Here is a 22,598-nt window from a genome sequence, read left to right as displayed (position 1 = left end):
ACGCTGCACTTGAAGCTATGCGGCCGCGCGTCGCACATGTGCAGGAAGGCGAGCTGCCCGCGGATTTGCTGCGGCCCGGTCGTCACGCGCTCAAGCCCCCGAACAGCGTCGGCATGTCAAGCGGCCTAAAACCGTAATGCGACAGCCAGCGCACATCGGCGTCGAAGAAGGCGCGCAGATCCGGCATGCCGTATTTCAGCATGGCGATGCGGTCGATGCCCATGCCCCAGGCGAAGCCCTGGTATTCGTCGGGATCGAGCCCGCCGTAACGGAGCACATTGGGGTGGACCATGCCGCAGCCGAGGATCTCCATCCAGTCCGAGCCCTCGCCGAAGCGCACCTCGCCGGGCCGCGAACGGTCGCACTGGATGTCGACCTCGAGGCTGGGCTCGGTGAACGGGAAGAAGGACGGCCGGAAGCGCATCTTGACGCTCGGCACTTCGAAGAAGGCCTTGCAGAACTCCTCCAGCACCCATTTCATGTTGGCGACGTTGGCCGATTTGTCGATCACCAGCCCCTCGACCTGATGGAACATCGGCGAGTGGGTGGCATCGGAATCCTGCCGGTAGGTCTTGCCGGGAATGACGATGCGGATCGGCGGCTTCTGCATCTCCATGGTGCGGATCTGCACCGGCGAGGTGTGGGTGCGCAAAAGCTTGCGCTCCCCCTGCTCGTCCGGCTGGAAGAAGAACGTGTCGTGCATCTCGCGCGCCGGGTGGCCTTCCGGGAAGTTCAGCGAGGTGAAATTGTAATAGTCGGTCTCGATGTCCGGACCTTCGGCGATGGCAAAGCCGAGATCGCCGAAAATCGCCGCGATCTCGTCGATAACCTGGCTGATCGGATGGATGCGGCCGCGCTCGGCCGGCGATTGCCTGACCGGCAAGCTGACGTCGACCTTCTCGGCGGCAAGCCGTGCCGTGATCGCCACATCTTTCAGCTCGGCGCGGCGCGCCGAAAGTGCCTCGGTGACGCGGTTCTTGAGGCCGTTGATTGCCGGGCCTTTGACCTGTCGCTCCTCGGCGCTCATCGAGCCGAGCGTCTTCAGCATCTCGGAAACCGAGCCCTTCTTGCCAAGGGCAGAGACACGCACCGCCTCGATCGCCTGCTCGTCGGCGGCCGAGGCGATCTCGGCCATCAGGGAATTTTCGAGAGTTTCCATGTCACTCATGTTCCAGATCCGATTGGAAGCAAAGAAAAACCCGCGCCAGCCCTGCCAGCGCGGGTTTCCCAAATCAAGTGTCGAATAGCTTGGGAAGCGCTGGTCTTAAGCGACAGCGCTTTCAAAAGCATTCGGCGTGGTGTTCTTCAGGTATTCGAGCGCGACCTTGGCCTTGGCCACGAGTGCGGCGAAGGCCTGCGGCTCGTGGATGGCCATGTCCGACAGGATCTTGCGATCGATCTCGATCCCGGCCTTGTTGAGACCGTCGATGAAACGGCCATAGGTCAGGCCATGCTCATGCGTCGCCGCATTGATGCGCTGGATCCACAGCGCGCGGAACGAGCGCTTGCGGTTCTTGCGGTCGCGATAGGCGTACTGCAGCGACTTTTCCACCGCCTGCTTGGCGATGCGGATGGTGTTCTTGCGACGGCCGTAAAAACCCTTGGCGGCTTTCAGGACCTTCTTGTGCTTGGCGTGCGAGGTGACGCCTCTCTTTACGCGTGCCATGTCATGATCTCCTTAAAAGCAATTCCAGGAAAGTGCCTGGCGGTTTTCCGTTCGGAATTGCGTAAAACAAATGCGTGCCCAGACCGAATGCTCTTATTTTGGCGCATGATGTTTCCAAAAAGTCTGCAACTTTTTGGCATCATGCCCTAGAGGCCGTTCGGCAGAAAATTCTTGATGACCTTCTTGCCATCCGGTTCAGCCAGAACCATCGTGCCGCGGGCATTTCGAATGAACTTGTTGGAACGCTTGATCATGCCGTGACGCTTGCCGGCCGCAGCCGACAGAACTTTACCCGTACCTGTGATCTTGAACCGCTTCTTGGCGGCCGATTTGGTCTTCATCTTGGGCATTTTGCTACTCCGTTTATATGCGCACCAATGCGCTTTTTGTTCGCTTCAGGCCGACCAAAGCCCGAAAAGCAAATGAAACCGCCACGGCATGCCCTGCCGGGCGGTTTTTTGGGAACGGCGGTCCTATACGTCAAAGCGGGCTGGCGCGCAACACCCCGTGCTCAGCAACACTGTATTCAGCAACACTGTACTCAGGGGAAACGGAACAGCACCGGCAATATGCCGGACTGCTGGGCGCCGTCGATCAGTTCGAAAGCCGGCAAGGCAACGAGGAAGACCAGCCCGTCCAGCAGCGTGGTTCGCAGCAGGCGCGGCTTGAAGCTGCCGGTGTCGCCTTCCTGATACAGCGACAGTTTCGGGAAGAAGCGCGGCACTTTCGCCAGGTAGGCCTGGTATTGCGCGCCGAGAGCCTGCTTGAGGAATTTCTCCTCGCGCAGGATAACGATGTAAAAGGCACCCGCGCAGAGCGCTCCAAAGCCGATCGTGGCGGTGATGGAGCCGATCTGTGCGCCGACACCGGCGGCAGCTAAAGTAGAGAAGACATAGAGCGGGTTGCGGGTGATCGAATAGGGTCCGCCGGTCACCACTTCTGAGGATTTGCGTCCACCGATGTAGAGCGTCGACCACAAGCGTCCGACGACGCCGAGAAAGATCAGCACGACGCCGACCATTTCGATCGTTTCATGCACTGGCGTATCGGGAGGGAAAACCGACTGGCCGAACAGCAGCGCCGCAAACATCACCACGATCAGAACGGCAAGTACCATCCTGCGCGTGTGCTGATAGCTGCCCAGTCCATATCTGGCTTCCGAATGCTTGACTTCATTGACCATGTCGGGAATCCGATCGTCGAGGGAACTAGAGCGTCTTTGCTCTCGCCGGCGATCGCAGCGTCTGGCCAAGAAAACAGGCGCCCCGCCGATCGCCGGGACGCCTTGCAACATGATTCAGGCGGATTTTATGCACGTCGCCCAACAGTGCGCAGCGGTTTTGCGACAACGACATGCACAAAACAGAACTAAAGCGCAACGCGCTTTAGCGGGGCGCCAGCACCATCATCATCTGACGGCCTTCGAGCTTCGGTTCGGCTTCGACCTTGGCGATGGGCGCCACTTCCTCGCGAACCTTGTTCAGAAGCTGCATGCCGAGTTCCATATGCGCCATCTCGCGACCGCGGAAGCGCAGCGTCAGCTTAACCTTGTCGCCTTCCTCGAAAAAGCGCCGGACGGCCTTCATCTTGGTCTCATAGTCGTGGCTGTCGATGTTCGGGCGCATCTTGATCTCCTTGATCTCGATGACCTTCTGGTTCTTGCGCGCCTCGGCCGCCTTCTTCTGGTTGGCGTATTTCAGCTTGCCGAGATCGAGGATTTTTACGACGGGCGGCACTGCATTGGGCGATATCTCGACCAGATCGAGCCCCGCCTCTTCGGCGAGCAGCAATGCATCGTTGATGGAGACATCGCCGCGGTTCTGGCCTTCGGCGTCGATTAGCTGGACCCGGGGAACCCGGATGTCACGGTTGGAGCGCGGGCCTTCCTTGGTGGGCGCCGCTGCTTTGAAAGGTCTGCGAATGGTCGTGGTCTCCTTGAGCCGTTTCGTTAAGGGGTTCTTCAGTTCAGAATTGCGAACGCGCAATGTGGTGAGCGCGCGGTCGGAGTCAATAGCACAGCATTCTCAGGAAATCACCTGCTCGATGGAATGCTCCTCTGCACCAAGCGAAGAAAGTGGCGGAGCACTTTTCGTTGAATGCCTTGCTGTGTCAAAAGACCGGCGTGAGGGAATACACCATGACCACCACCCCGATCTTTCTGGACGTCGACGGGACGAGCATCGCCGTCAGGCATGCGACAGGTGCCGAGCCCGGCATCGTCTGGCTCGGCGGCTACAAATCGGACATGCTGGGCACCAAGGCCGAAACACTGTCGGAATGGGCGCGCAAAGAAGGTCGCGCCTTTCTGCGCCACGATTATTCCGGCCACGGCGAATCGGGTGGCGCCTTTGCCGACGGCACCATCTCGAAATGGCTGGGCGAGAGCCTGGCGGTTTTCCGCCGCTTCACCCAGGGCAGGCAGATCCTGGTCGGCTCCTCGATGGGCGCCTGGATCGCACTGCGCATGGTGCAGGAGTTGCGCAAGGCGGGCGAGAACAGCGTCGCCGGCCTTGTGCTGCTGGCGCCGGCGCCCGATTTCACGTTCGAACTGGTGGAGCCGGTGCTGACCGGGGCACAGAAGCGCGACCTCAGGAAAAAGGGCTTTTTCGAGGAGCCGTCGGACTATTCAGCCGAGCCTTACATCTACACGCGCGCACTGATCGAGGACGGCCGCAACAACCGGGTGATGACCGGGCCGATCGACACGCACTGTCCGGTCCACATCCTGCAAGGCCTTGCCGATCCCGACGTGCCGTCGAGCCATGCGTTGAAGCTGGTCAGCCTGCTGCCGGCCGACGACGTCACGCTGTCGCTCATCCCCGACGGTGACCACCGCCTGTCGCGGCCTCAGGATCTCGACATGCTGGTGCGGGCAGTGGACGCGATGGTGCGGCAGGCGGGATAGATTCAGCCGTTGCGGAACGTATAAGCATATCCGTTGATGGCCGGAGCGCCGCCAAGGTGGGCGTAGAGCACTTTCGATCCCTTGGGAAAATAACCCTTGCTCACGAGATCGATCATGCCCTGCATGGATTTTCCCTCATAGACCGGATCCGTGATCATGCCTTCAAGACGCGCGCAGAGACGGATTGCTTCCTTCGTCTCCTGCGAGGGGACGCCGTAGACCGGATAGGCATAATCTTCGATCAGGACGACATCGTTCTCATCGAGCTCCTTGCCGAGTTCGACCAGCGTCGCGGTGCTCTGCGCGATCTTGAGCACTTGCGCCTTGGTCTGCGCCGGAGTGCAGGATGCGTCGATGCCGATCACCTTGCGCTCGCGGCCGTCCTTGGCGAAGCCGACCAGCATGCCGGCGTGAGTCGAACCGGTGACGGTACAAACGACGATGTAGTCGAAGGCAAAGCCGAGCTCCTTCTCCTGCGCGCGGACCTCCTCGGCAAAGCCGACATAGCCCAGGCCGCCATATTTGTGTACCGAAGCCCCGGCCGGAATTGGATAGGGTTTGCCACCCGTGGCCTTCACATCCGCGATTGCCTGTTCCCAGCTTTCCCTAATCCCGATGTCGAAACCCTCATCGACCATCTGGACATCAGCGCCCATGATCCGGCTCAAAAGGATATTGCCGACGCGATCGTAGACGGCGTCCTCGTGGGGCACCCAGCTTTCCTGCACGAGGCGGCACTTCATGCCGATCTTCGCCGCGACGGCCGCCACCATGCGCGTATGGTTGGATTGGACGCCACCGATCGACACCAGCGTATCGGCGTTTGAGGCGATCGCGTCCGGGACGATGTATTCGAGTTTGCGCAGTTTATTGCCACCGAAGGCAAGACCGGAATTGCAATCCTCCCGCTTGGCATAGAGATCGACCTTCCCGCCGAGATGACCACCAAGCCGCTCCAGTTTCTCGATATGGGTCGGCCCGAATGTGAGCGGATAACGTTCGAATTTCTCGAGCATGAGAGTGCCCTCGCTTGTTCCATTCATTGCGGTGTGGTGCGATGAACACTATCAGCTCTGACTTGAAATGTGCTCTCAAAGATCGAGCCCAGAATATCCAAAATATCGCTTCATGGCATTAAAATGTCATATATATTTAATTCTTAATCCGAATAGCGGAAGAATCTTTCATGCGCGCAGCGCTCGACCGGATCGACCTGAAAATGTTGCGCCTGCTCCAGGGCAATGGGCGACTGACCAACGCGGAGCTGGCGCAGTCGGTCGCTGTTAGCCCGGCGACGTGCCACCGCCGGACGCAACGCCTGATCGATGAAGGCTACATCAGCCATGTCAGGGCGATGGTGACCCCGCAGAAGGTCGACAGAGGCGCGTTGGTGATGGTTGGCGTCGTACTCGACCGTTCGACCCCGGAGAGTTTCGCGGAATTCGAAAAGGCCGTCGCCAAACTGAAATTCATCCTCGACTGCCATCTGGTGGCAGGCGACTTCGATTATTTTCTGAAGATCAGGGTTGGTGACATGGCGGATTTCAACCGAATCCACGGGGATCAATTGATCGCACTGCCTGGCGTTCGCCAGACGAGAACCTTCTTCGTGATGAAAGAGGTCGTCGACAATGCGCCTCTGGATTTTTGAACGGACGGCTTCGAAGCGTCAAACCATTGCACTAAGCCAGCAGACGCGATCGGCGCTGGATTTTCACTACGAACCGTCGGCGGCATTGCCCCCTTACGGGGCTTGGCTGCTCTTTTCCTCGAAATGCTCAAAAAGCGATAATCATTTCAGCCGCTTGTCCGGTTTTGGCGGTTGCTGTCTTGAATCGCCGTTTTCTTCATCCCATTTCGATTCCACGCAGCCGGAATTGGCTGTCTCCAACTGAAGGATTGGGAGAAATGAACACATCTGCATTGATCCGTCCGGCCTGGACGCCGGCGACCATCGCGTTGATGGTGATCGGGTTCATGGTGTTCTGGCCGCTCGGCTTCGCCATGCTCGCCTACATCATCTGGGGCGACCGGCTCGAGGGCTTCAAGCGCGACGTCAACCGCGCGACCGACGGCATCTTCGCCGGCTGCCGCCGCGGCTCCGACAAGGCCGCGCGCTGGGGCCATGGCTCCGCCCGCACCGGCAACGTCGCTTTCGACGACTGGCGCGAAAAGGAACTCGAGCGGCTTGCCGAGGAACGCCGCAAGCTCGACGAGATGCTGAGCGAGTTCGATGAATATGCCCGCGAATTGCGCCGCGCCAAGGACCAGGAAGAGTTCGACCGCTTCATGGCCAACCGCAACAAGTCGACATCGCCCACGACCGGCGGGTCAACCGGCTCGACGACGAACAACAAACGCGGCGGCAACTCCACGCCAGGCCTGCTCGACGAGTAAGGTCCCGTGCCCAGATAGATAATCCAACGGCGTCGCGTCAGCGGCGCCGTTTCTTTTTTGTTCTAGTCGTTTCCCTCGAATCACGTATCGTCCCGGAATGTCCTTCGGCTTCTTCCGCACCCCGACGAAACCCAAGCCCACGCCCGTCGTGGAGCGCGAGCATTGCGTTGCCGGCCGCACGCTGCCGCTCAAGATCGTCGAGAACGACCGGGCGCGGCGCCTGACGCTGCGCATCGATTCCGGCGGCCGCGGTTTGCGCATCACCGTGCCGCCGGGGCTGCGCCGCGGCGAGGTGGAAAAATTCCTCGACCGCCATCAGGACTGGCTGGAGCAAAGGCTGGCCAAGGTACCCAACCGGCCGCAGGTGCGGCCCGGCATCAAGGTGCCGGTGCGCGGCGTGCCGCATCGCATCGTCCATGAACCGTCGAAACGCGGCACCGTCACGCTGTCGCGCGACGAGCGCGGGCCGCTGATGATCGTGCATGGCGAACGCGTGCATCTGCCGCGCCGCATCGCCGATTTCCTCAAGCGCGAAGCCAAGCGCGAGATCGAAGCGCTGGTGACCAAGCACAGTGCTGCGGTCGGCAAGCGCGCCAAGGCGATCCGCTTCAAGGATACGTCGAGCCGCTGGGGATCGTGCACGTCGGACGGCAATCTGTCGTTTTCCTGGCGCATCATGATGGCGCCGCGGCCGGTGATAAACTACCTCGTCGCGCATGAGGTGGCGCATCTCAAGGAGATGAACCACGGCCCGAAATTCTGGAAACTATGCGAGCAGCTTTGCCCGGATACCGAGCGCTGCAAGGATTGGCTCAAGCGCAATGGCGGCGCGCTGCAGGCGATCGCGTTCGAGTGATTGATGCCTGCGCGGATCGAATACCGGCTGATTGGAGCGGGCTGGGCGATGTGCGATGTCACGGTTGGGGACCTTCAGGCGACCGTGGCGGCGTCTTATCTGGGCGATGCCCTCAACGAGCTGCTTGGCGCTACGCTGAACGCGCTGAAAGGCACCAGGTATTCGGTCGCACGCTTCTGTGATGAACCCGGTGAGTATCGCTTCGTACTGGTGCCGGAAGGCGCTTTTGTCAGAGTGCAGATACTGGAATTTTCAGAAATCTGGTCTGACGAGCCAGACGACTTCGGCGAGGTGAAACTTGAAGCCACATGCGGGTTGCGAGAGTTCGCAGAAGCAGTTCTCAGTGCCGCGCGTGAGGTTTTGAACACACATGGCCTCGAAGGTTACAAGGAAAACTGGCGCAAACATGACTTTCCGTTGGAGGCCATGAACAACCTAAGTCGCGCGTTGAGAGGAGGAACACTCCATTGACAGAGTGCGCTTTTGATCAGGGCTTAATTGCTCAATCGTCATTCGCCGCGTTCAACTCCTCCGGCCGCAGCCCCTCGTCGGCGTGGCGCGGCCAGGGCAGGAAATCCTTCTCGAAGCCATCGTTGCTGAAATAAGCCAGCGCCCGGTGCGCCTCGGCGCCATTGAAGGCTGCCTTGTCCATCAAATGAGCGATGACCTCATGGGCCTGCGCCAGCTTTTGCCTGAGTTCCGCGACGGTCTTTTCCGGCATGATCTTTGTTCTCCCGCCTTTGTGCCTGAGCAAGTAAGCGTTGCGCTCTTATATTAGCAAGGTAGCGCGTTCCGCTCTTACATTAGCAAGGTAGCGCGTTCCGCGCTGGCGGCAAACAGGATGCTTCTTCTCGACTCTTTGGCCGTTTCGTGCCAATCCCGCGCCATGGCGCTCGACATCAAGATATGCGGGTTGAAGACCGACAAGGCACTGGCTGCGGCATTGGCCGGCGGCGCCAGCCATGTCGGCTTCATTTTCTTTGCCAAAAGCCCGCGCTATGTCGAGCCGGCGGAAGCTGGCCGCCTGCGCGAAGCGGCGCGCGGCAGGGCCAAGGCGGTTGCGGTGACGGTCGACGCCGGCGACGCGTTTCTGGATGAGATCGTCGAAAAAATGCAGCCCGACATGCTGCAGCTTCACGGCGCCGAAACCCCCGAGCGGGTGGCCGAGGTGAAGTCGCGCTACGGCTTGCCGGTGATGAAGGCGCTGCCGGTCAGCGAGGCCGCCGATCTCGGGCGGGTCAAAGCCTTCATCGGCATTGCCGACCGCTTCCTGTTCGATGCCAAGCCGCCTAAGGGTTCGGAATTGCCGGGCGGCAACGGCCTTGCCTTCGACTGGCGCATTCTTGCCGGCCTTGACGCCGGCGTCGATTACATGCTTTCCGGTGGGCTCAATGCCGGCAATATCGGCGACGCCCTTCGGCTGGCGAACCCGCCCGGAATAGATGTTTCCTCGGGCGTGGAGAGCGCGCCGGGCATCAAGGAACCGGCGCTGATCGAACAGTTTTTCCGGGCCGTCGGGGCAGCACGCGACAACCGCGCCGCCTGACCGCGCTTCAAACCACAGACCAGGAGATCGGCGATGGACAAGCCGGCGATACCGAATTCCTTCCGCACCGGCCCCGACGAGCAGGGCATGTTCGGCATTTTTGGCGGTCGTTTCGTTGCCGAAACGCTGATGCCGCTGATCCTTGAGCTGGAGCGGCACTGGAACGAGGTCAAGAACGACCCGGATTTCAAGGCCGAGCTGACCGATCTCTCGACGCACTATGCCGGGCGACCGTCGAAGCTCTATTTCGCCGAAGGCCTGACCAGGCATCTTCGCGAGGTTTCCTCGGCGAAGGGCCTCCGGGGCGGCGCAAAAGTCTATTTCAAGCGCGAGGACCTGAACCACACCGGCTCGCACAAGATCAACAACTGCCTCGGCCAGATCCTGCTCGCCAAGCGCATGGGCAAGACGCGGATCATCGCCGAGACCGGCGCCGGCCAGCATGGCGTCGCGTCCGCTACAGTGGCGGCGCGCTTCGGGCTTCCTTGTATCGTCTATATGGGTGCAACCGATGTCGCCCGGCAAAGCCCCAACGTCTTTCGCATGAAGCTTCTGGGCGCCGAGGTGCGGCCGGTGACCGCCGGCCACGGCACGCTGAAGGACGCCATGAACGAGGCGCTGCGCGATTGGGTGACCAATGTCGAGGATACCTATTACCTGATCGGCACCGCCGCCGGCCCGCACCCCTATCCGGAGCTGGTGCGCGACTTCCAGTCGGTGATCGGCACCGAGGCGCGTGCCCAGATCCTCGAGCAGGAAGGCCGGCTGCCGGACACCATCATCGCTTGTGTCGGCGGCGGCTCGAACGCCATCGGCCTGTTCCATCCCTTCCTGGATGACAGGCAGGTGCGCATCATCGGCGTCGAAGCCGGCGGCCGCGGGCTCGACGGCATCGAGCATTGCGCCTCGATGAGTGCCGGCGCGCCCGGCGTGCTGCATGGCAACCGCACCTACCTCCTGCAGAACGCCGACGGCCAGATCATGGACGGCCACTCGATCTCGGCCGGCCTCGACTATCCCGGCGTCGGGCCGGAGCACTCATGGCTGCGCGATTCCGGCCGCGTCGACTATGTGCCGATCCTCGACGACGAGGCGCTGGAGGCGTTCCAGCTGACGACACGCGTCGAGGGCATCATTCCGGCGCTGGAATCGGCCCATGCCATCGCGCAGGCGGTGAAGATCGTGCCTGATATGGACAAGGACCAGATCGTCATCGTCAACCTGTCCGGCCGTGGCGACAAGGACGTGCACACAGTGGCCAATATGCTGGGCATGGAGATCTGATCATGGCCACTCGCATCGACCGCCGCATGGCAAAGCTGAAGGCCGAAGGTCGACCGGCACTCGTCACCTATTTCATGGGCGGCGACCCGGACTACGACACCTCCCTGTCGATCATGAAGGCGCTGCCCGGCGCCGGCAGCGACATCATCGAGCTCGGCATGCCGTTTTCCGATCCAATGGCCGACGGCCCGGCGATCCAGGCGGCCGGCCTGCGGGCGCTGAAGGGCGGCCAGACACTGGTCAAAACGCTGAAGATGGCCTCGGAATTCCGCGCCGGCGACAGTGAAACCCCGATCGTCTTGATGGGCTATTACAATCCGATCTACATCTACGGCGTCGAGCGCTTCCTGAGCGATGCGCTGGCCAGCGGTATAGACGGGCTGATCGTCGTCGACCTGCCGCCTGAGATGGACGAGGAGCTTTGCATCCCGGCACTCAAGGCCGGCATCAATTTCATCCGGCTGGCGACGCCGACCACCGACGACAAGCGCCTGCCCAAGGTGCTGCAGAACACGTCGGGTTTCGTCTACTACGTCTCGATGACCGGCATTACCGGTTCGGCGCTGGCCGACACCGGCAAGGTGGCGGCAGCGGTCAAGCGCATCAAGAGCCATACCGACCTGCCGGTCTGCGTCGGCTTCGGCGTCAAGACCGCCGAGCAGGCGCGCACCATCGGCGCGTCGGCCGACGGCGTCGTTGTCGGCACCGCGATTGTCAATGCCGTCGCCAACGTGCTCGGGCCGAAGGGCGAAAAGACCGCCGATCCGGCCGAGGCCGTCGCCACGCTGGTCAGCGGGCTTTCGCAAGGGGTTCGCGCGGCTCGCCTTGCTGCCGCCGAATAATCTTCCTACGTCTTCTTAAGGGACAGGAGCCGAAGCGATGAACTGGATCACCAATTACGTCCGTCCGAAGATCAATTCGATGCTCGGCCGCCGCACCGACATGCCGGAAAACCTGTGGATCAAGGATCCCGAGACCGGTGAAATGGTGTTCCATAAGGATCTGGAGCAGAACCAGTTCGTCATTCCGTCCTCCGGCCATCATATGAAGATATCGGCAAAGGAACGGCTGAAATTCTTCCTCGACGACGGCAAATACGAGACGCTGGAAAACCCCAAGGTCGTTCAGGATCCACTCAAGTTCCGCGACGAAAAGCGCTACATTGACCGGCTGAAGGATGCCAAGGCCAAGACCGGCATGGAAGATGCCATCATCAATGCGCTGGGCACGGTCGAGGGCCTGCCGGTGGTGGTGACGGTGCAGGATTTTGCCTTCATGGGCGGCTCGCTCGGCATGGCGGCCGGCGACGCCATCGTGCATGGTTTCGAGGTCGCCTTGCAGCGCAAGCGGCCGCTGATCCTGTTTGCGGCCTCCGGCGGCGCCCGCATGCAGGAAGGCATCCTGTCGCTGATGCAGCTGCCACGGACCACGATCGGCGTTGACAGGCTGAAGGAGGCCGGCCTTCCCTACATCGTCGTCCTGACCAACCCGACGACCGGCGGCGTCACCGCCTCCTACGCCATGCTGGGCGACGTGCACATTGCCGAGCCCGGGGCGCTGATCGGCTTTGCCGGACCGCGCGTCATCGAGCAGACCATCCGCGAAAAGCTGCCCGACGGCTTCCAGCGCGCCGAATATCTGATGGAACACGGCATGGTCGACATGGTGGTGTCGCGGCTGGAGATGCGCCAGACGGTTGCGCGGCTGCTGAGAATGCTGCTCAAGCTGCCGGAAGAGCAAAACCCGCGGGAGCCGGAAATTCTGCCGCCGGTGGCGATACCGGCCGAAGCCCGGCCGCAAGCCTGACGCGACATCACGCGGCGCGAGCGGCTGTTGTGTGCCGTTGTGCGCGCGCGTAGGATTCCTTCATGACCACGCTTGCCGCCGACCGCGAAATCGAAAGCCTGATGGCGCTTCACCCGAAGGGCTTCGACCTTTCGCTCGACCGCGTTTCGCGGCTGCTCGAGCGCCTCGGCAATCCGCAAGACCAGTTGCCGCCGGTCATCCACATCGCCGGCACCAACGGCAAGGGCTCCTGTGCTGCTTTTTCACGGGCGCTGCTCGAAGCCGCCGGCTACCGCGTCCACGTCCACACCTCGCCACATCTGGTGAACTGGCACGAGCGCTACCGGCTGGCCGCAGATGGCGGCGGCAGGCTGGTGGACGACAAGGTCTTCGCCGAAGCCATCGCCCGCGTCGCCAAAGCCAATCAAGGCCAGAAGATCACTGTCTTCGAAATCCTCACCGCCGTCACCTTCCTGCTGTTTTCCGAACATCCGGCCGATGCCGTCATCCTCGAGGTTGGCCTTGGCGGCCGCTTCGACGCCACCAATGTCATCGCCGAGCCGGCCGTGTCGGTGATCATGCCGGTGTCGCTCGACCACGAAGCCTATCTCGGCGACCGCGTCGAGCTGATCGCCGCCGAAAAGGCCGGCATCATCAAGCGCGGATGCCCGGTCGTCATCGGCGCGCAGGAAAGCGAGACGGCCCAGCAGGTGCTCATCGAAACCGCCGAGCGGCTCGACTGCCCCGCCTTCGTCTATGGCCAGGATTTCCTTGCCTATGAGGAAAACGGCCGCATGGTCTATCAGGACGAAGACGGATTGATGGACCTGCCGCCGCCGCGCCTGCCGGGGCGCCATCAATTCGCCAATGCGGCGGCGGCGATCGCGGCGGTCAAGGCGGCCGGCTTCGAGATCAGCCACCGCGCTGCCGAGAAGGCGATGGCGAATGTTGCCTGGCCGGGCCGCATGCAAAAGCTGCCACAAGGCCGGCTGAGTGAACTGGCGCCGAAGGGCGCCGACATCTGGCTCGACGGCGGCCACAATCCCGGCGCTGGCGTGGTCGTCGCCGAGGCGCTGGCCGAGCAGGAGGAAAAGAACCCGCGTCCGCTGTTCCTGATCTCGGGCATGATCAACACCAAGGACCAGAGCGGCTATTTCCGCGCCTTCAAAGGGCTGGTCCGGCATGTCTACACCGTGCCGGTGAGCCTGAGCGACGCGGGCGTGCCGAACGACGAGCTGGCGACCCGCGCCATCGAGGCCGGCCTGTCGGCCGAACCGGTCAGTTCCGTCGCCAATGCGCTGATGCTGCTGCGCGACACATGGGACGGACCGCCGCCGCGCATCCTGATTGGCGGGTCACTTTACCTGGCCGGCGCGGTGTTGGCCGAAAATGGTACGCCGCCGGTTTGAGGCGTGCTTCAGCCGGGCCACGGTGACGCCACACTTGTCAGACCACCGCGAGGAGCCAATCATGATCAAGGTAAAGCAGCTCGCACACGTTTGCATTTTCGCGAATGACCTGGAGATGACGCGAAGCTTCTATCGGGACGTCCTCGGCATGGACACCCAGTTCAATTTCCTGCGCGACGGGAAGATTTTCGGCTTCTACCTCAATTGCGGCAGCCGTAGCCATGTCGAGGTGTTCCAGAAAGACGGCGCCAGCTATGGCGACTTGAACCAGATCAACCACTTCTGCCTCGAAGTGGAAAACATCGACGCCGCGATCATCCATCTGAGGTCAAAGGGCGTTGATGTCACTTCCAAGAAACGCGCGTGCGATGACACCTACCAGGCTTGGATCCGCGACCCCAACGGCGTGAAGATAGAACTGTTCGAATATACTGAGAAAAGCGCACAATTCGTCGGCGGCGATCGTATCGCGGATTGGTGATCGCGCCTCGCCGGACAATTGTAGCGGCGCAGCCGATGGTTGGTGGACTACTTCAGCTCGACCTCGATGAAGGCGAATTCGCCATCGTTTGCGCTGATGACGTCATGTTCGACGCCCTCGTTGCGGAAATACGGCGAGCCCTTCTTCATCTCGGCAAAGGATTCGCCATCCTTGGTCAGGAGCTTCACCTTGCCGTCGGTCAACGGCACGATCACATAGTCGTGGCCATGGCGATGCCAGCCGGTGTTGTCTCCCGGGGCGAAGCGGTATTCGGTGACGATGACGCGCTCATTGTCGATGAAGACGGTGGCCTTGGCGGATCCGGTCATATCGCTTCTCCTTTGAATTCAGAAGAGAAGAATACCGGGCGGCAAGCCGCGAGTGCCAGAGCGGCCCACCAATGACGCCAGCAAAAGAAGGCCCGGCGCGAGGCCGGGCTTTTCTGCAAAATTTTGATCGGATCAGGCGAGGCTGCCGTTGATCCAGTGCGACAATGCCGTTTTCGGCGCAGCACCGACCTTCATGTCGGCGACTTCACCGCCCTTGAAAATCATCAGCGTCGGGATCGAGCGTACGCCGAACTGCGCGGCCAGCTCAGGATTCTCGTCGATGTTGAGCTTGGCGATCTTTATCTTACTGCCGAGTTCGATGGCGATGTCCTCGAGCGCCGGGGCGATCATCTTGCACGGGCCGCACCATTCCGCCCAGAAATCGACCACGACCGGCTCCTTGGCGTTGAGCACGTCGGCCTGGAAATTGCTCTTGTCGACCTTGACGGTGGCCATGCTGAGATCCTTTCGATTTGTTCGTCGCACCAAATGTGGTGGTGATCGCGTCCGTCTTCAAGCAAGTGTTGTGTCACGCTCCCGTGAGTCTAGCAAGCGCATCGTCCAAGGCCGCCGCCGGCAGCTCGATCAGCCGCGGCGCCTCGGTGAACAGCAGCGCCGCCGAGACCTCGCGTCCCGGATAGAGCGGCTGAAGCAGCGCGCGATAAAGTGCTAGCTGCAGAACATAGGCTTGCGGCACTTCGGCGAGCGTAGCTGGCGCTGGCCGATTGGTCTTGTAGTCGACGATCGAAACCTTGTCCGGCGTTACTGCCAGCCGGTCGATCTTGCCGGAAATCGAGCGCAGTTTGCCCCTTACCTCCAGGCTGCCCATGATGGCGACTTCGGCGCGCGAGTTTGGCGCAAACAGCGGCGCGAAGCGGCTGTCGGCAAGAATTCTGAAAACGCCAGCCAAGGCCTTGTCGTGCTCGTCGTCGAGCCATTCCGCGCCGGCTCTTGCCAGATAGCGTTCGGCGGCATCCCGGCGTTTTCCCTCGGCGATGCCGGGCAGCATCTGCAGCAATTTGTGCAGCGCCAGCCCGCGCATGACGGCAAAGCCGGGCTCGGCGTCGGCATCCAGTACCGGCGAATGCGTGTCGGCCACCGCTTGCCGCGCCTCGTCGATCAGCACCGAGGCGCCGGACGGCGAGAGCGGCCGCGGCAATTCCTCGAAGGGCGGCAGAGGCCGGAACAGGGTTTCAAGCAGTGGTGCAAAGCGTTCCGCCTGTCGTGCCTCATTCACTGCCGCCAGTGGCATGGGCGGCAGTTTCGTCACCTGGAAACGATGCACGGTCTCGCCAGTGGCGGGATGCCGGCGTTCTTTGCTCTCCGCGGCACCGACCAGTGCGCGGCTGACGATCGAATGCCAGGTGCCGGTATTCGGCGCCCGCTTGCCATGGTAGCCGCAGACGATCAGCCGATCCTCGGCGCGGGTCATGCCGACATAGAGCAGCCGGCGGTATTCGTCGTCGGCGAGCTCGCGGGCGCGGGCCGATGCGGCGCGTGAAAACCCATTGGCGACATCGCTGGCCGAACGCCAGAGATAGCCCTTGCCCTCCCAGCAGTCGCCCGAGCCTTCGAACGGCATCAATCTCGGCAGATGCTGGTCGCTGAACGGCGCGGAACCGCCATCGACAAGGAATACCACCGGCGCTTCCAGGCCTTTGGCGGCATGCACGGTCATGACGCGAACCTCGTCGCGGGTCTGGTCCATTTCGCGCTTGATCTCGGGGCCGGCGTTTTCCAGCGTCGACAGGAAGGATTCCAGCCCTGGCAGGCCGGTTCGCTCCTCGGCCAGGCAGAAATTCAGGAATTCGTCGAGGATATCGCCGGCCTCCGGACCGAGCCGCGCGATCATCTTCTTGCGCAGGCCGTCGCGGGCGAGAGCTGCGGCATAGAATTCGAACACCGGCTTGAATGCGGCCTCGTTCGACCATGTGTCGAGCCGACTGACGACGGCGGCCAACGCCTCGCTTTCGCCGACATGCCGGCGCAGCGAGGCGATCAGCGAGACGCCCGACGGCCTCTGGGCAGCAAGCGCGAAAAGCTGCTCTTCCGAAACATCGAAGATCGGGCTGCGCAGCACGGCGGCCAGCGACAGATCGTCCTCGGGCTGGATGAGAAAATGGCCAAGTGCGATCAGGTCTTTCACCGCGACGTGGCCGGGCAGGCTGAGCCGGTCGGCGCCGGCCACCGGAATGTCGCGGCGCTTCAGCGCCCGCGTCAGCGCATGGACGAAGCGATCGCGCTTGCGCACCAGCACCAGCACGTCGCCGGGGCGGAGTTTCTTGCCGCGGCCTTCGATGACCTCACCGTTGCCGATCCAGCCGGCAATCGTTGCGGCGACGTTTTCAGCGACGCGGACTGCCGGCGCGTGGGCATGGTCGACCGCTTGCGTCCAATCGTCTGGTTCCTCGACGACGTTGGCGCCGATCGACGGCCAGACCTCGACATGACCCGGCGCATCGGTGCGGATCGCCTTGTGGTCGAGCGGATCAGGATCGTGGCTGATGCCGCGCCGCACGTTCGGGTCGGCAAAGACCCGGTCGACGGCGGCAAGAACATCTTCGGTCGAGCGGAACGACCAGGTCAGCTTGAGATCGGCGAAGGCGGCGGCGGCGGATCTAACTTTGCCGGCAAACAAAAGCCGGCTGTCGGCAAAGGAATCCGGGGCGGCTCCCTGGAAGGAATAGATCGACTGCTTTTCGTCGCCGACAGCAAAGATGGTGCGGTGGACCGCGTCGCGTGCGCCGAGCCCGGCAAAGAACTCCTCTGCCAGCCGCTTGACCACCTCCCACTGGTCGGGACTGGTGTCCTGCGCCTCATCGAGCAGGATGTGGTCGATGCCCTGGTCGAGCTTGTACTGCACCCAAGGGCCGGCATCGGGCCGTGCCAAAAGGTTGACCGTACGGGTGATCAGGTCGTTAAAGTCGAGGAAGCCGCGGGCGCGCTTCAATTGCTCGTAACGGGCGATCAGCCAGTCGGCGATGGTCAGCGCCGCACGCGTGCCTTCCAGCATCCTGAACAAGGCCAGCCGGTCGGAGATTTCGAGAATGGCGTCGACCGCCGCCAGATAACGTTCGGCAAGATCGGGTAGCCGGTCAAGCAATGCCCTTTTAAATGTCTTTGCCGGATCGTAAGGCTCGCCGTCGGCCCTCAGGAAAGCCTTGGAGAGCAAATTCAGGCGACGTACCGGATCCTCCTCGGCAAAGGCAAGGCGGGCGTATGGCAGCAGATTGTTCAGCACGATGCGCGCATCGGCGGCCTCGGCCGCCCGTGAAAAGATGACGAGATAATCCGGCAGGAAGCCGGGCAGCGGCCAGACCGAGGCGGCTATACCTTCGGCCGTCTGGCCGGCGCGGAAATGGAACTCGTCGAACAGCGCCTGAAAACCATCGCCGCCGGCCGCGGTGATGAACGCACGCAAACCATCGCGCTTGCGCACGATCTCGGCCAGCAATGCGTCGAGCCCATGCTCGCCGCCGCGCTCCAGCACGGTGGCGAAGGCGTCGGACAATGCCGCATCGCCTGCAACGCCGCCCGAAATCATGTCGCGGCGGGCGGCGGCAAACAGCGATGCCTCCATTTGCGGATCGAGCATTTCGAAATGCGCAGGGATATTGGCTTCCAGCGGGAACTGATGCAGCACCGATTCGCAGAAGGCGTGGATGGTCTGGATCTTCAGCCCGCCCGGTGTTTCCAGAGCCTCGGCAAACAACCGCCGCGCCCGGCGCATGGTTTCGCGGTCGGGCTGGCGGCCGTCCAGCGCCTCTATCCGTGTCGAGAGCTCGGCATCGCCCAGGGCCGTCCATTGCGACAGGGTCGAAAACACCCGGTTCGACATGTTGGCGGCGGCGGCACGCGTATAGGTCAGGCACAGGATCTTGGACGGATCGGTGCCGCGCAGCAACAGCCGGATAACGCGCTGGGCGAGTACATGGGTCTTGCCGGATCCGGCATTGGCCGACACCCATGCGGAATTGCGCGGATCGGAGGCGCTTGCCTGACTGGCGACAGTGTCGCTTGGAATGGGATAGGCCTTTTTCATGCCTCCCCTCCCTCGTCGTCGGCATCGCCGCCGGCCGACCATTCGAGCACGCGGGCGAGATGGTCGTAATCGCCGTCGGTCTCACCCTCGCGGAACGGCAACGCCCGCGACAAATACCCGGTCGTCGGGTCGGCATAGTGGATCAGCAGCTTTTCCAACCTCGCCCAGGCCTCTTCGGCGAGATCGGCGGCGGTTCGCGGCTTGCGGTTGTATTCGAGGATCGATTCTTCGAACACCTCGCCATTCGGCCTCAGCCGCACGAAAGCCAGTTGCGACGGCTCACAGGCGCCAAGCTCCTTGAAGGCGCCGCGACGCAGCAGCGCGCCCTCCAGCGCCAGTTGCGGCGCGAGCAGCGTGTGCGCCTGCGCTTTGGATGGCGAGGAGCCGGTCTTGTAGTCGAGGATGTCGGCCATGCCGCCAGCCAGCAGATCGATTCGATCAGCGTAGCCGGACAGGGTCACGCCGGATCGGCCGACACCGGTCTTTTCGGCGCGTTCCTCGGCGTGCCGCCGTGCCACGGCGGCGGCCCGGCCGCGCTCCCATTCGATGATGCCGGCGGCAAGCTTTTCAAAACGCGGCCACCACACCGCCTCGACATCGGCCGGCAGGGCCGCCTCGGCAAAGCAGGAGCGGCCTGCGGCGATGAGCCCGTCCAGCGCCTCCGGCGCGCGCGGGTCGGCCACCCTCGCCGAGAAGAGGTGCAGAATGGCGTGAAACAGCGTGCCACGCTCGGCGGCGCCCGGATCGCGAATGACCGGATCGAGCGGCATCAGGCCGAGTATCCTTCTGGCATAGACCGCATAGGGATCGCGGCGTAGCGTTTCGATCTCGGTGACCGAGAAGTGGTGCGGCCGCGCGGCGAGCGGCGGTTTCGGCTGCGGCCTCGGCGCAAAGTCCTGCTTTTCGCCGGCATCGAGCGCACGCGCCCAGGCAAGCAGTTCGTCGCCGCGCCGGCGAAGTGCAGCAGCGTGGTCCTCGCCGACGAATGTAAGGATGCGCTGCAGCCAGCGCGAAGGTACCGACGGTCCGTCGCCGGAGCGGCCGGAGCGAGCCAGCACCACTTTTTTGGCGCCCATGGCCATCTGGAAATCATGGGCGGCAAGGCCGATGCGCCGCTCGGGCGGTTCAAGATCGATGCCGGTCTTCATCAGCCGCGACATGAAGCGGTCGCTCTCCGGCTTGCGCGGCCACACGCCTTCGTTGAGCCCGCCGACGACCAGCGTGTCGACATCCTGAAGCCGCGCTTCCAGCACACCCCAGATGGCGATGTTCCTGTCGGTGCCCTGCGCCGGCTTGACCGTCTCGGGCGCGATCAGCGCCTCCATGACGTCAGGCCATTCGTCAGCGGCGAAGGAGAACGACACCGAGGCCGCGACCAGCCCGCGCAAGAGCTCGGCGAGCTTTTCGCCGGCATCGCCCGCATAGAGTTCGCTCAGGCTGCCGTCAGCGGCGCGGCCGAGACTTTCGAGCGCAACGACGCTGGCGCGCACAAGGGTGGCAAGATCGGCATTCTCGTCGCCGCGAAAAGCAACCAGCGGCGCCAGCGCGGCCGTTAGCCGGATCAGCAGGTCGCGCGCCTGTTCGATGCGCCTGACCGAAAGCCGCGGCCACCAGAAGGGTGGGCGGCGATTGCCGCCGCCGTCGAATTCGAGGAGCCGGGTGTCGAAGAGCTGCGGCAGCGACGCCACGTCCGGACGCCCTGTGCCGCCGCGCAGCCCCACGAGTTCGACGATTTCGGCCGCATAGCGCACGCTTGCCCGCTCCAGGCCGAGGCCAAGCAGGGGATGCTTGAGCAGCGACAGCAGGGCGACGGGGTCGCCCGGGCGGAAGGCTGCCTGAAGCGCCAGCCTGAGCAGGCTGGCGGCTGGTGTGTTGATCAGCGGCGTGCCGCCGGAATCGTCGGCGGCAACGCCGAAGCGCAGCAGCTCGACTGAGACGCGCCGCGCCAGAGCGCGGTCGCCGGTGACGAGTGCGGCGCGCTGGCCGGGCCATTCGACGGCCTGTTTGAGCGCGACGGCGATCGCCACGGCTTCGTCGCGTTCGCTGGCGGCTTCGAGAAGCGTCACATCGGCGAAGGCCTCGGCAATATCGCCGGCCCTAAAGCGAGCGCGCGTCTCGGCCCAGAGCTCGGTGGTCTCCGCCGGGCGCAGCGCTTCGCCGACAAGTGCGGCGCGCAGCGCAAGCGGTCGCGGCGCAACAGCAATCTCCTCGACATCGGCGCGCGGCACGCCGATCTTGCCGATCAACTTTGCCAGGCCGTATTGCGGGTGGCCAAGCACGGCTGGGCGCGCGCCCGGTGTGGTGATCGCGACAAAGGACGGCTCGTCCAACGCCCGGTCGAGCCCGGGCAGCACGACGGCGCCATTGGGCAGACCGGCGATCACGGCAAGCAGCTCGGCCGTGGCGGGAATGGAGCCGGTGGAACCGGCGGCGATCACCGGTCCGGCTGGCGGATTACGCTTCAGCCGCGCCGCCTCCAGCCTTATCAGGGCATTACGATGCGCGGCCGGATTGGAACGATGGCGTTCCTCGAGCAGGTTCGGCCAGTTCTCCGTCACGATGGTCAGGAAGTCGAGTGTCACCTGCCACCAGCCTGCAAGATTGCCGGTTACAAGGTCGGCGAGCCTTGCCCAATCCGTGCCTTCGGTGTCGATCTCATCCATCAGGCGTGCAAGGTCGCGCGCCAGCCAGATGGCGTCGGCGGCGGAGGCCGGTATGACAATCTCCTCGTCGAACAATGCCGCGACATGTGCCGGCAGGCGGCGTTTCCACGCCCGCACCAGCGGCGCAAGCAGCAGAAGACGCTCGACCGCGGCGATCGGCGGCGCAAGGTCGATGGCGACCGAAGCTCCTGCCTCGAAGGCGGCTTCATCTTCATCGAACTCACCAAGCGGGCGGATGACCGGCAGGATCGCCGAGCGGCTTCCCGAGCGCGAGAGAGCATCGACGAAGACGCCGCGAAGCGCCCGCGCCGCACGGCGCGTCGGCACATAGATGGTGAGATCGGCCAGCGCCAGCGGATCGCCGTCATAGGCGAAGCCGGGAACCAAGCGCCCCGCAAGCAGCGCCTCGGCCAGCGTCGGCAGGAACGGCGCTCCGGGCGGGATCGAGAAAACGCGGCGGGAGCCGCTCATTTCGACTCGGTAAGAGCGCCGGGTGCCTCAGCAACAGCATTGGGCGTGCCGGCAAGCGCGGCGGCGACCGCTGCTTCCGCCCGCGAGATCGCGTCAGGTGTGCCGACAGTAATCCAGTGGCCCTGCATTTTCATGCCGAACAGGCGGCCGGCGGCGATTGCCGCATCGAAATAGGCGTTGAGAGAGTGTGGACCGGCCGGCGCATCCTTGAAGATGCGCGGATGGACGATTGCGGCGCCGGCATAGATCAGGCCGGCGGGATCGTTGTTCGCACGCCGCAAGGCGCCGTCCGGCGCCACCAGGAAATCGGTGCCGCCGCTATGTCCGGTTGCCGACTGGAGATCCGCAAGCATCAGCAGAATGTCCATTGTCGCGCCCTCCCATGCAAGCGCAAGACGCCTGAGATTGGAGACGCCGCTGTCGATCCAGAAGGTGTCGGCGTTGAGTACGTAGAAGGGCACCCCTAAACTGGGCAATGCCTTGACGATACCACCGGCGGAGTCAAGCAAGCCCCTACTCTCATCCGAGATGACGATTCTCGGCGCACTGCGGCGGGCTACATGGTCCACGATCTGTTGCGGGAGGTAATGGACGTTGACGACGGCCTTGGCGACGCCGGCTTCGGCTAGGCAGTCCAGCCCCCAGTCGAGCAATGTCTTGCCGGCGACCTTGACCAGCGGCTTCGGCATGGTGTCGGTGATCGGCCGCATGCGCTTGCCGAGCCCGGCGGCGAGCACCATGGCGGTCGTCGGCATCGGCTGCTC

At 63.1% G+C, this 22,598-nt stretch carries 24 protein-coding genes; 12 read left to right on the top strand and 12 right to left on the bottom strand.

The genetic code is table 11. From position 1 onward, the window contains the following. Positions 1-82: 82 nt before the first annotated feature. The 5 genes from pheS to infC all read right to left on the bottom strand — a co-directional run bounded on the left by pheS (position 83) and on the right by infC (position 3,588). Positions 83-1,168: a phenylalanine--tRNA ligase subunit alpha gene (gene pheS, locus NKI16_RS08765; protein ID WP_352451635.1), complete on the bottom strand. Its 1,086-nt coding sequence runs from the start codon at positions 1,166-1,168 to the stop codon at positions 83-85. Positions 1,169-1,264: 96 nt separating this feature from the next. Continuing rightward, complete coding sequence (rplT, locus tag NKI16_RS08760) at positions 1,265-1,666, bottom strand: 50S ribosomal protein L20 (protein WP_006201247.1); 402 nt, start codon at positions 1,664-1,666, stop codon at positions 1,265-1,267. A 146-nt stretch (positions 1,667-1,812) separates the two neighbouring features. Continuing rightward, a complete protein-coding gene (rpmI, locus tag NKI16_RS08755; RefSeq protein WP_006201248.1) occupies positions 1,813-2,016 on the bottom strand; it encodes a 50S ribosomal protein L35 in 204 nt (67 codons plus the stop codon). Positions 2,017-2,207: 191 nt separating this feature from the next. Further along, positions 2,208-2,849, bottom strand: a complete 642-nt coding sequence (locus NKI16_RS08750) for a methyltransferase family protein (protein WP_352620653.1) — start codon at positions 2,847-2,849, stop codon at positions 2,208-2,210. A 202-nt stretch (positions 2,850-3,051) separates the two neighbouring features. Continuing rightward, a complete protein-coding gene (gene infC, locus NKI16_RS08745; protein ID WP_023677573.1) occupies positions 3,052-3,588 on the bottom strand; it encodes a translation initiation factor IF-3 in 537 nt (178 codons plus the stop codon). A 215-nt stretch (positions 3,589-3,803) separates the two neighbouring features. Here infC and NKI16_RS08740 point away from each other — a divergent pair, with 215 nt between their 5' ends. Continuing rightward, on the top strand, positions 3,804-4,571 hold the full coding sequence (locus NKI16_RS08740; RefSeq protein ID WP_352568472.1) for an alpha/beta hydrolase: 768 nt from the start codon (positions 3,804-3,806) through the stop codon (positions 4,569-4,571). Between the two features lie 2 nt (positions 4,572-4,573). Here the strand turns inward: NKI16_RS08740 and NKI16_RS08735 are convergent, their stop codons facing one another. Then, a complete protein-coding gene (locus tag NKI16_RS08735; protein ID WP_352568473.1) occupies positions 4,574-5,587 on the bottom strand; it encodes a 1-aminocyclopropane-1-carboxylate deaminase in 1,014 nt (337 codons plus the stop codon). A 170-nt stretch (positions 5,588-5,757) separates the two neighbouring features. Here NKI16_RS08735 and NKI16_RS08730 point away from each other — a divergent pair, with 170 nt between their 5' ends. The 5 genes from NKI16_RS08730 (at position 5,758) to NKI16_RS08710 (ending at position 8,295) form a co-directional block, all read left to right on the top strand. Then, positions 5,758-6,222 (top strand): Lrp/AsnC ligand binding domain-containing protein, encoded by a 465-nt coding sequence (locus NKI16_RS08730; protein ID WP_352568474.1) that lies wholly within the window; start codon positions 5,758-5,760, stop codon positions 6,220-6,222. After that, the gene (locus tag NKI16_RS08725; RefSeq protein ID WP_352568475.1) at positions 6,203-6,466 is read left to right on the top strand and encodes a hypothetical protein; all 264 of its coding nucleotides are present in this window, start codon (positions 6,203-6,205) and stop codon (positions 6,464-6,466) included. The genes NKI16_RS08730 and NKI16_RS08725 overlap by 20 nt, the downstream gene beginning before the upstream one ends. Before the next feature lie 13 nt (positions 6,467-6,479). Continuing rightward, complete coding sequence (locus NKI16_RS08720; protein ID WP_023677569.1) at positions 6,480-6,968, top strand: DUF2852 domain-containing protein; 489 nt, start codon at positions 6,480-6,482, stop codon at positions 6,966-6,968. Between the two features lie 97 nt (positions 6,969-7,065). Continuing rightward, positions 7,066-7,824 carry a M48 family metallopeptidase gene (locus NKI16_RS08715; RefSeq protein ID WP_352451640.1) on the top strand — a complete coding sequence of 253 codons (759 nt, stop codon included), beginning with the start codon at positions 7,066-7,068 and terminating at the stop codon, positions 7,822-7,824. A gap of 3 nt (positions 7,825-7,827) precedes the next feature. Then, positions 7,828-8,295 carry a hypothetical protein gene (locus NKI16_RS08710; RefSeq protein ID WP_352568476.1) on the top strand — a complete coding sequence of 156 codons (468 nt, stop codon included), beginning with the start codon at positions 7,828-7,830 and terminating at the stop codon, positions 8,293-8,295. Between the two features lie 31 nt (positions 8,296-8,326). On the opposite strand, the gene NKI16_RS08705 is transcribed toward NKI16_RS08710, so the two are convergent. After that, positions 8,327-8,545 carry a hypothetical protein gene (locus tag NKI16_RS08705; protein WP_023677566.1) on the bottom strand — a complete coding sequence of 73 codons (219 nt, stop codon included), beginning with the start codon at positions 8,543-8,545 and terminating at the stop codon, positions 8,327-8,329. Between the two features lie 165 nt (positions 8,546-8,710). Here NKI16_RS08705 and NKI16_RS08700 point away from each other — a divergent pair, with 165 nt between their 5' ends. The 6 genes from NKI16_RS08700 (at position 8,711) to NKI16_RS08675 (ending at position 14,329) form a co-directional block, all read left to right on the top strand. After that, positions 8,711-9,370 (top strand): phosphoribosylanthranilate isomerase, encoded by a 660-nt coding sequence (locus tag NKI16_RS08700; RefSeq protein ID WP_352568571.1) that lies wholly within the window; start codon positions 8,711-8,713, stop codon positions 9,368-9,370. Positions 9,371-9,403: 33 nt separating this feature from the next. Continuing rightward, positions 9,404-10,654, top strand: a complete 1,251-nt coding sequence (gene trpB, locus NKI16_RS08695; RefSeq protein WP_352568477.1) for a tryptophan synthase subunit beta — start codon at positions 9,404-9,406, stop codon at positions 10,652-10,654. Positions 10,655-10,656: 2 nt separating this feature from the next. Further along, the gene (gene trpA / locus NKI16_RS08690) at positions 10,657-11,496 is read left to right on the top strand and encodes a tryptophan synthase subunit alpha (RefSeq protein ID WP_023677563.1); all 840 of its coding nucleotides are present in this window, start codon (positions 10,657-10,659) and stop codon (positions 11,494-11,496) included. 37 nt (positions 11,497-11,533) lie between these two features. After that, positions 11,534-12,460 (top strand): acetyl-CoA carboxylase, carboxyltransferase subunit beta, encoded by a 927-nt coding sequence (accD, locus tag NKI16_RS08685; RefSeq protein WP_023677562.1) that lies wholly within the window; start codon positions 11,534-11,536, stop codon positions 12,458-12,460. Between the two features lie 62 nt (positions 12,461-12,522). Further along, positions 12,523-13,848 carry a bifunctional folylpolyglutamate synthase/dihydrofolate synthase gene (locus NKI16_RS08680; RefSeq protein ID WP_352568478.1) on the top strand — a complete coding sequence of 442 codons (1,326 nt, stop codon included), beginning with the start codon at positions 12,523-12,525 and terminating at the stop codon, positions 13,846-13,848. A gap of 61 nt (positions 13,849-13,909) precedes the next feature. Then, a complete protein-coding gene (locus NKI16_RS08675; protein ID WP_352568479.1) occupies positions 13,910-14,329 on the top strand; it encodes a VOC family protein in 420 nt (139 codons plus the stop codon). Positions 14,330-14,376: 47 nt separating this feature from the next. Here NKI16_RS08675 and NKI16_RS08670 read toward each other — a convergent pair whose 3' ends face one another. The 5 genes from NKI16_RS08670 to NKI16_RS08650 form a co-directional block, all read right to left on the bottom strand. Continuing rightward, positions 14,377-14,658, bottom strand: coding sequence for a cupin domain-containing protein (locus NKI16_RS08670; RefSeq protein ID WP_254815949.1), 282 nt, complete (start codon positions 14,656-14,658; stop codon positions 14,377-14,379). A gap of 132 nt (positions 14,659-14,790) precedes the next feature. Beyond that, entirely contained in the window at positions 14,791-15,114 is a 324-nt protein-coding gene (gene trxA / locus NKI16_RS08665; RefSeq protein ID WP_023677558.1) for a thioredoxin, read from the bottom strand. Positions 15,115-15,187: 73 nt separating this feature from the next. Further along, positions 15,188-18,700 carry a double-strand break repair helicase AddA gene (gene addA, locus NKI16_RS08660; protein ID WP_352568480.1) on the bottom strand — a complete coding sequence of 1,171 codons (3,513 nt, stop codon included), beginning with the start codon at positions 18,698-18,700 and terminating at the stop codon, positions 15,188-15,190. Further along, positions 18,697-21,834, bottom strand: a complete 3,138-nt coding sequence (gene addB, locus NKI16_RS08655) for a double-strand break repair protein AddB (RefSeq protein ID WP_352568481.1) — start codon at positions 21,832-21,834, stop codon at positions 18,697-18,699. The genes addA and addB overlap by 4 nt, the downstream gene beginning before the upstream one ends. Next, the gene (locus tag NKI16_RS08650; RefSeq protein WP_352568482.1) at positions 21,831-22,589 is read right to left on the bottom strand and encodes a nucleotidyltransferase family protein; all 759 of its coding nucleotides are present in this window, start codon (positions 22,587-22,589) and stop codon (positions 21,831-21,833) included. The genes addB and NKI16_RS08650 overlap by 4 nt, the downstream gene beginning before the upstream one ends. Positions 22,590-22,598 lie beyond the last annotated feature (9 nt).

The organism is Mesorhizobium sp. M0698, assembly GCF_040320455.1.
GTDB lineage: Bacteria > Pseudomonadota > Alphaproteobacteria > Rhizobiales > Rhizobiaceae > Mesorhizobium.
The sequence above is the reverse complement of the archived record's forward strand: the minus strand, read 5'-3'. Positions and strand labels throughout refer to the sequence as shown.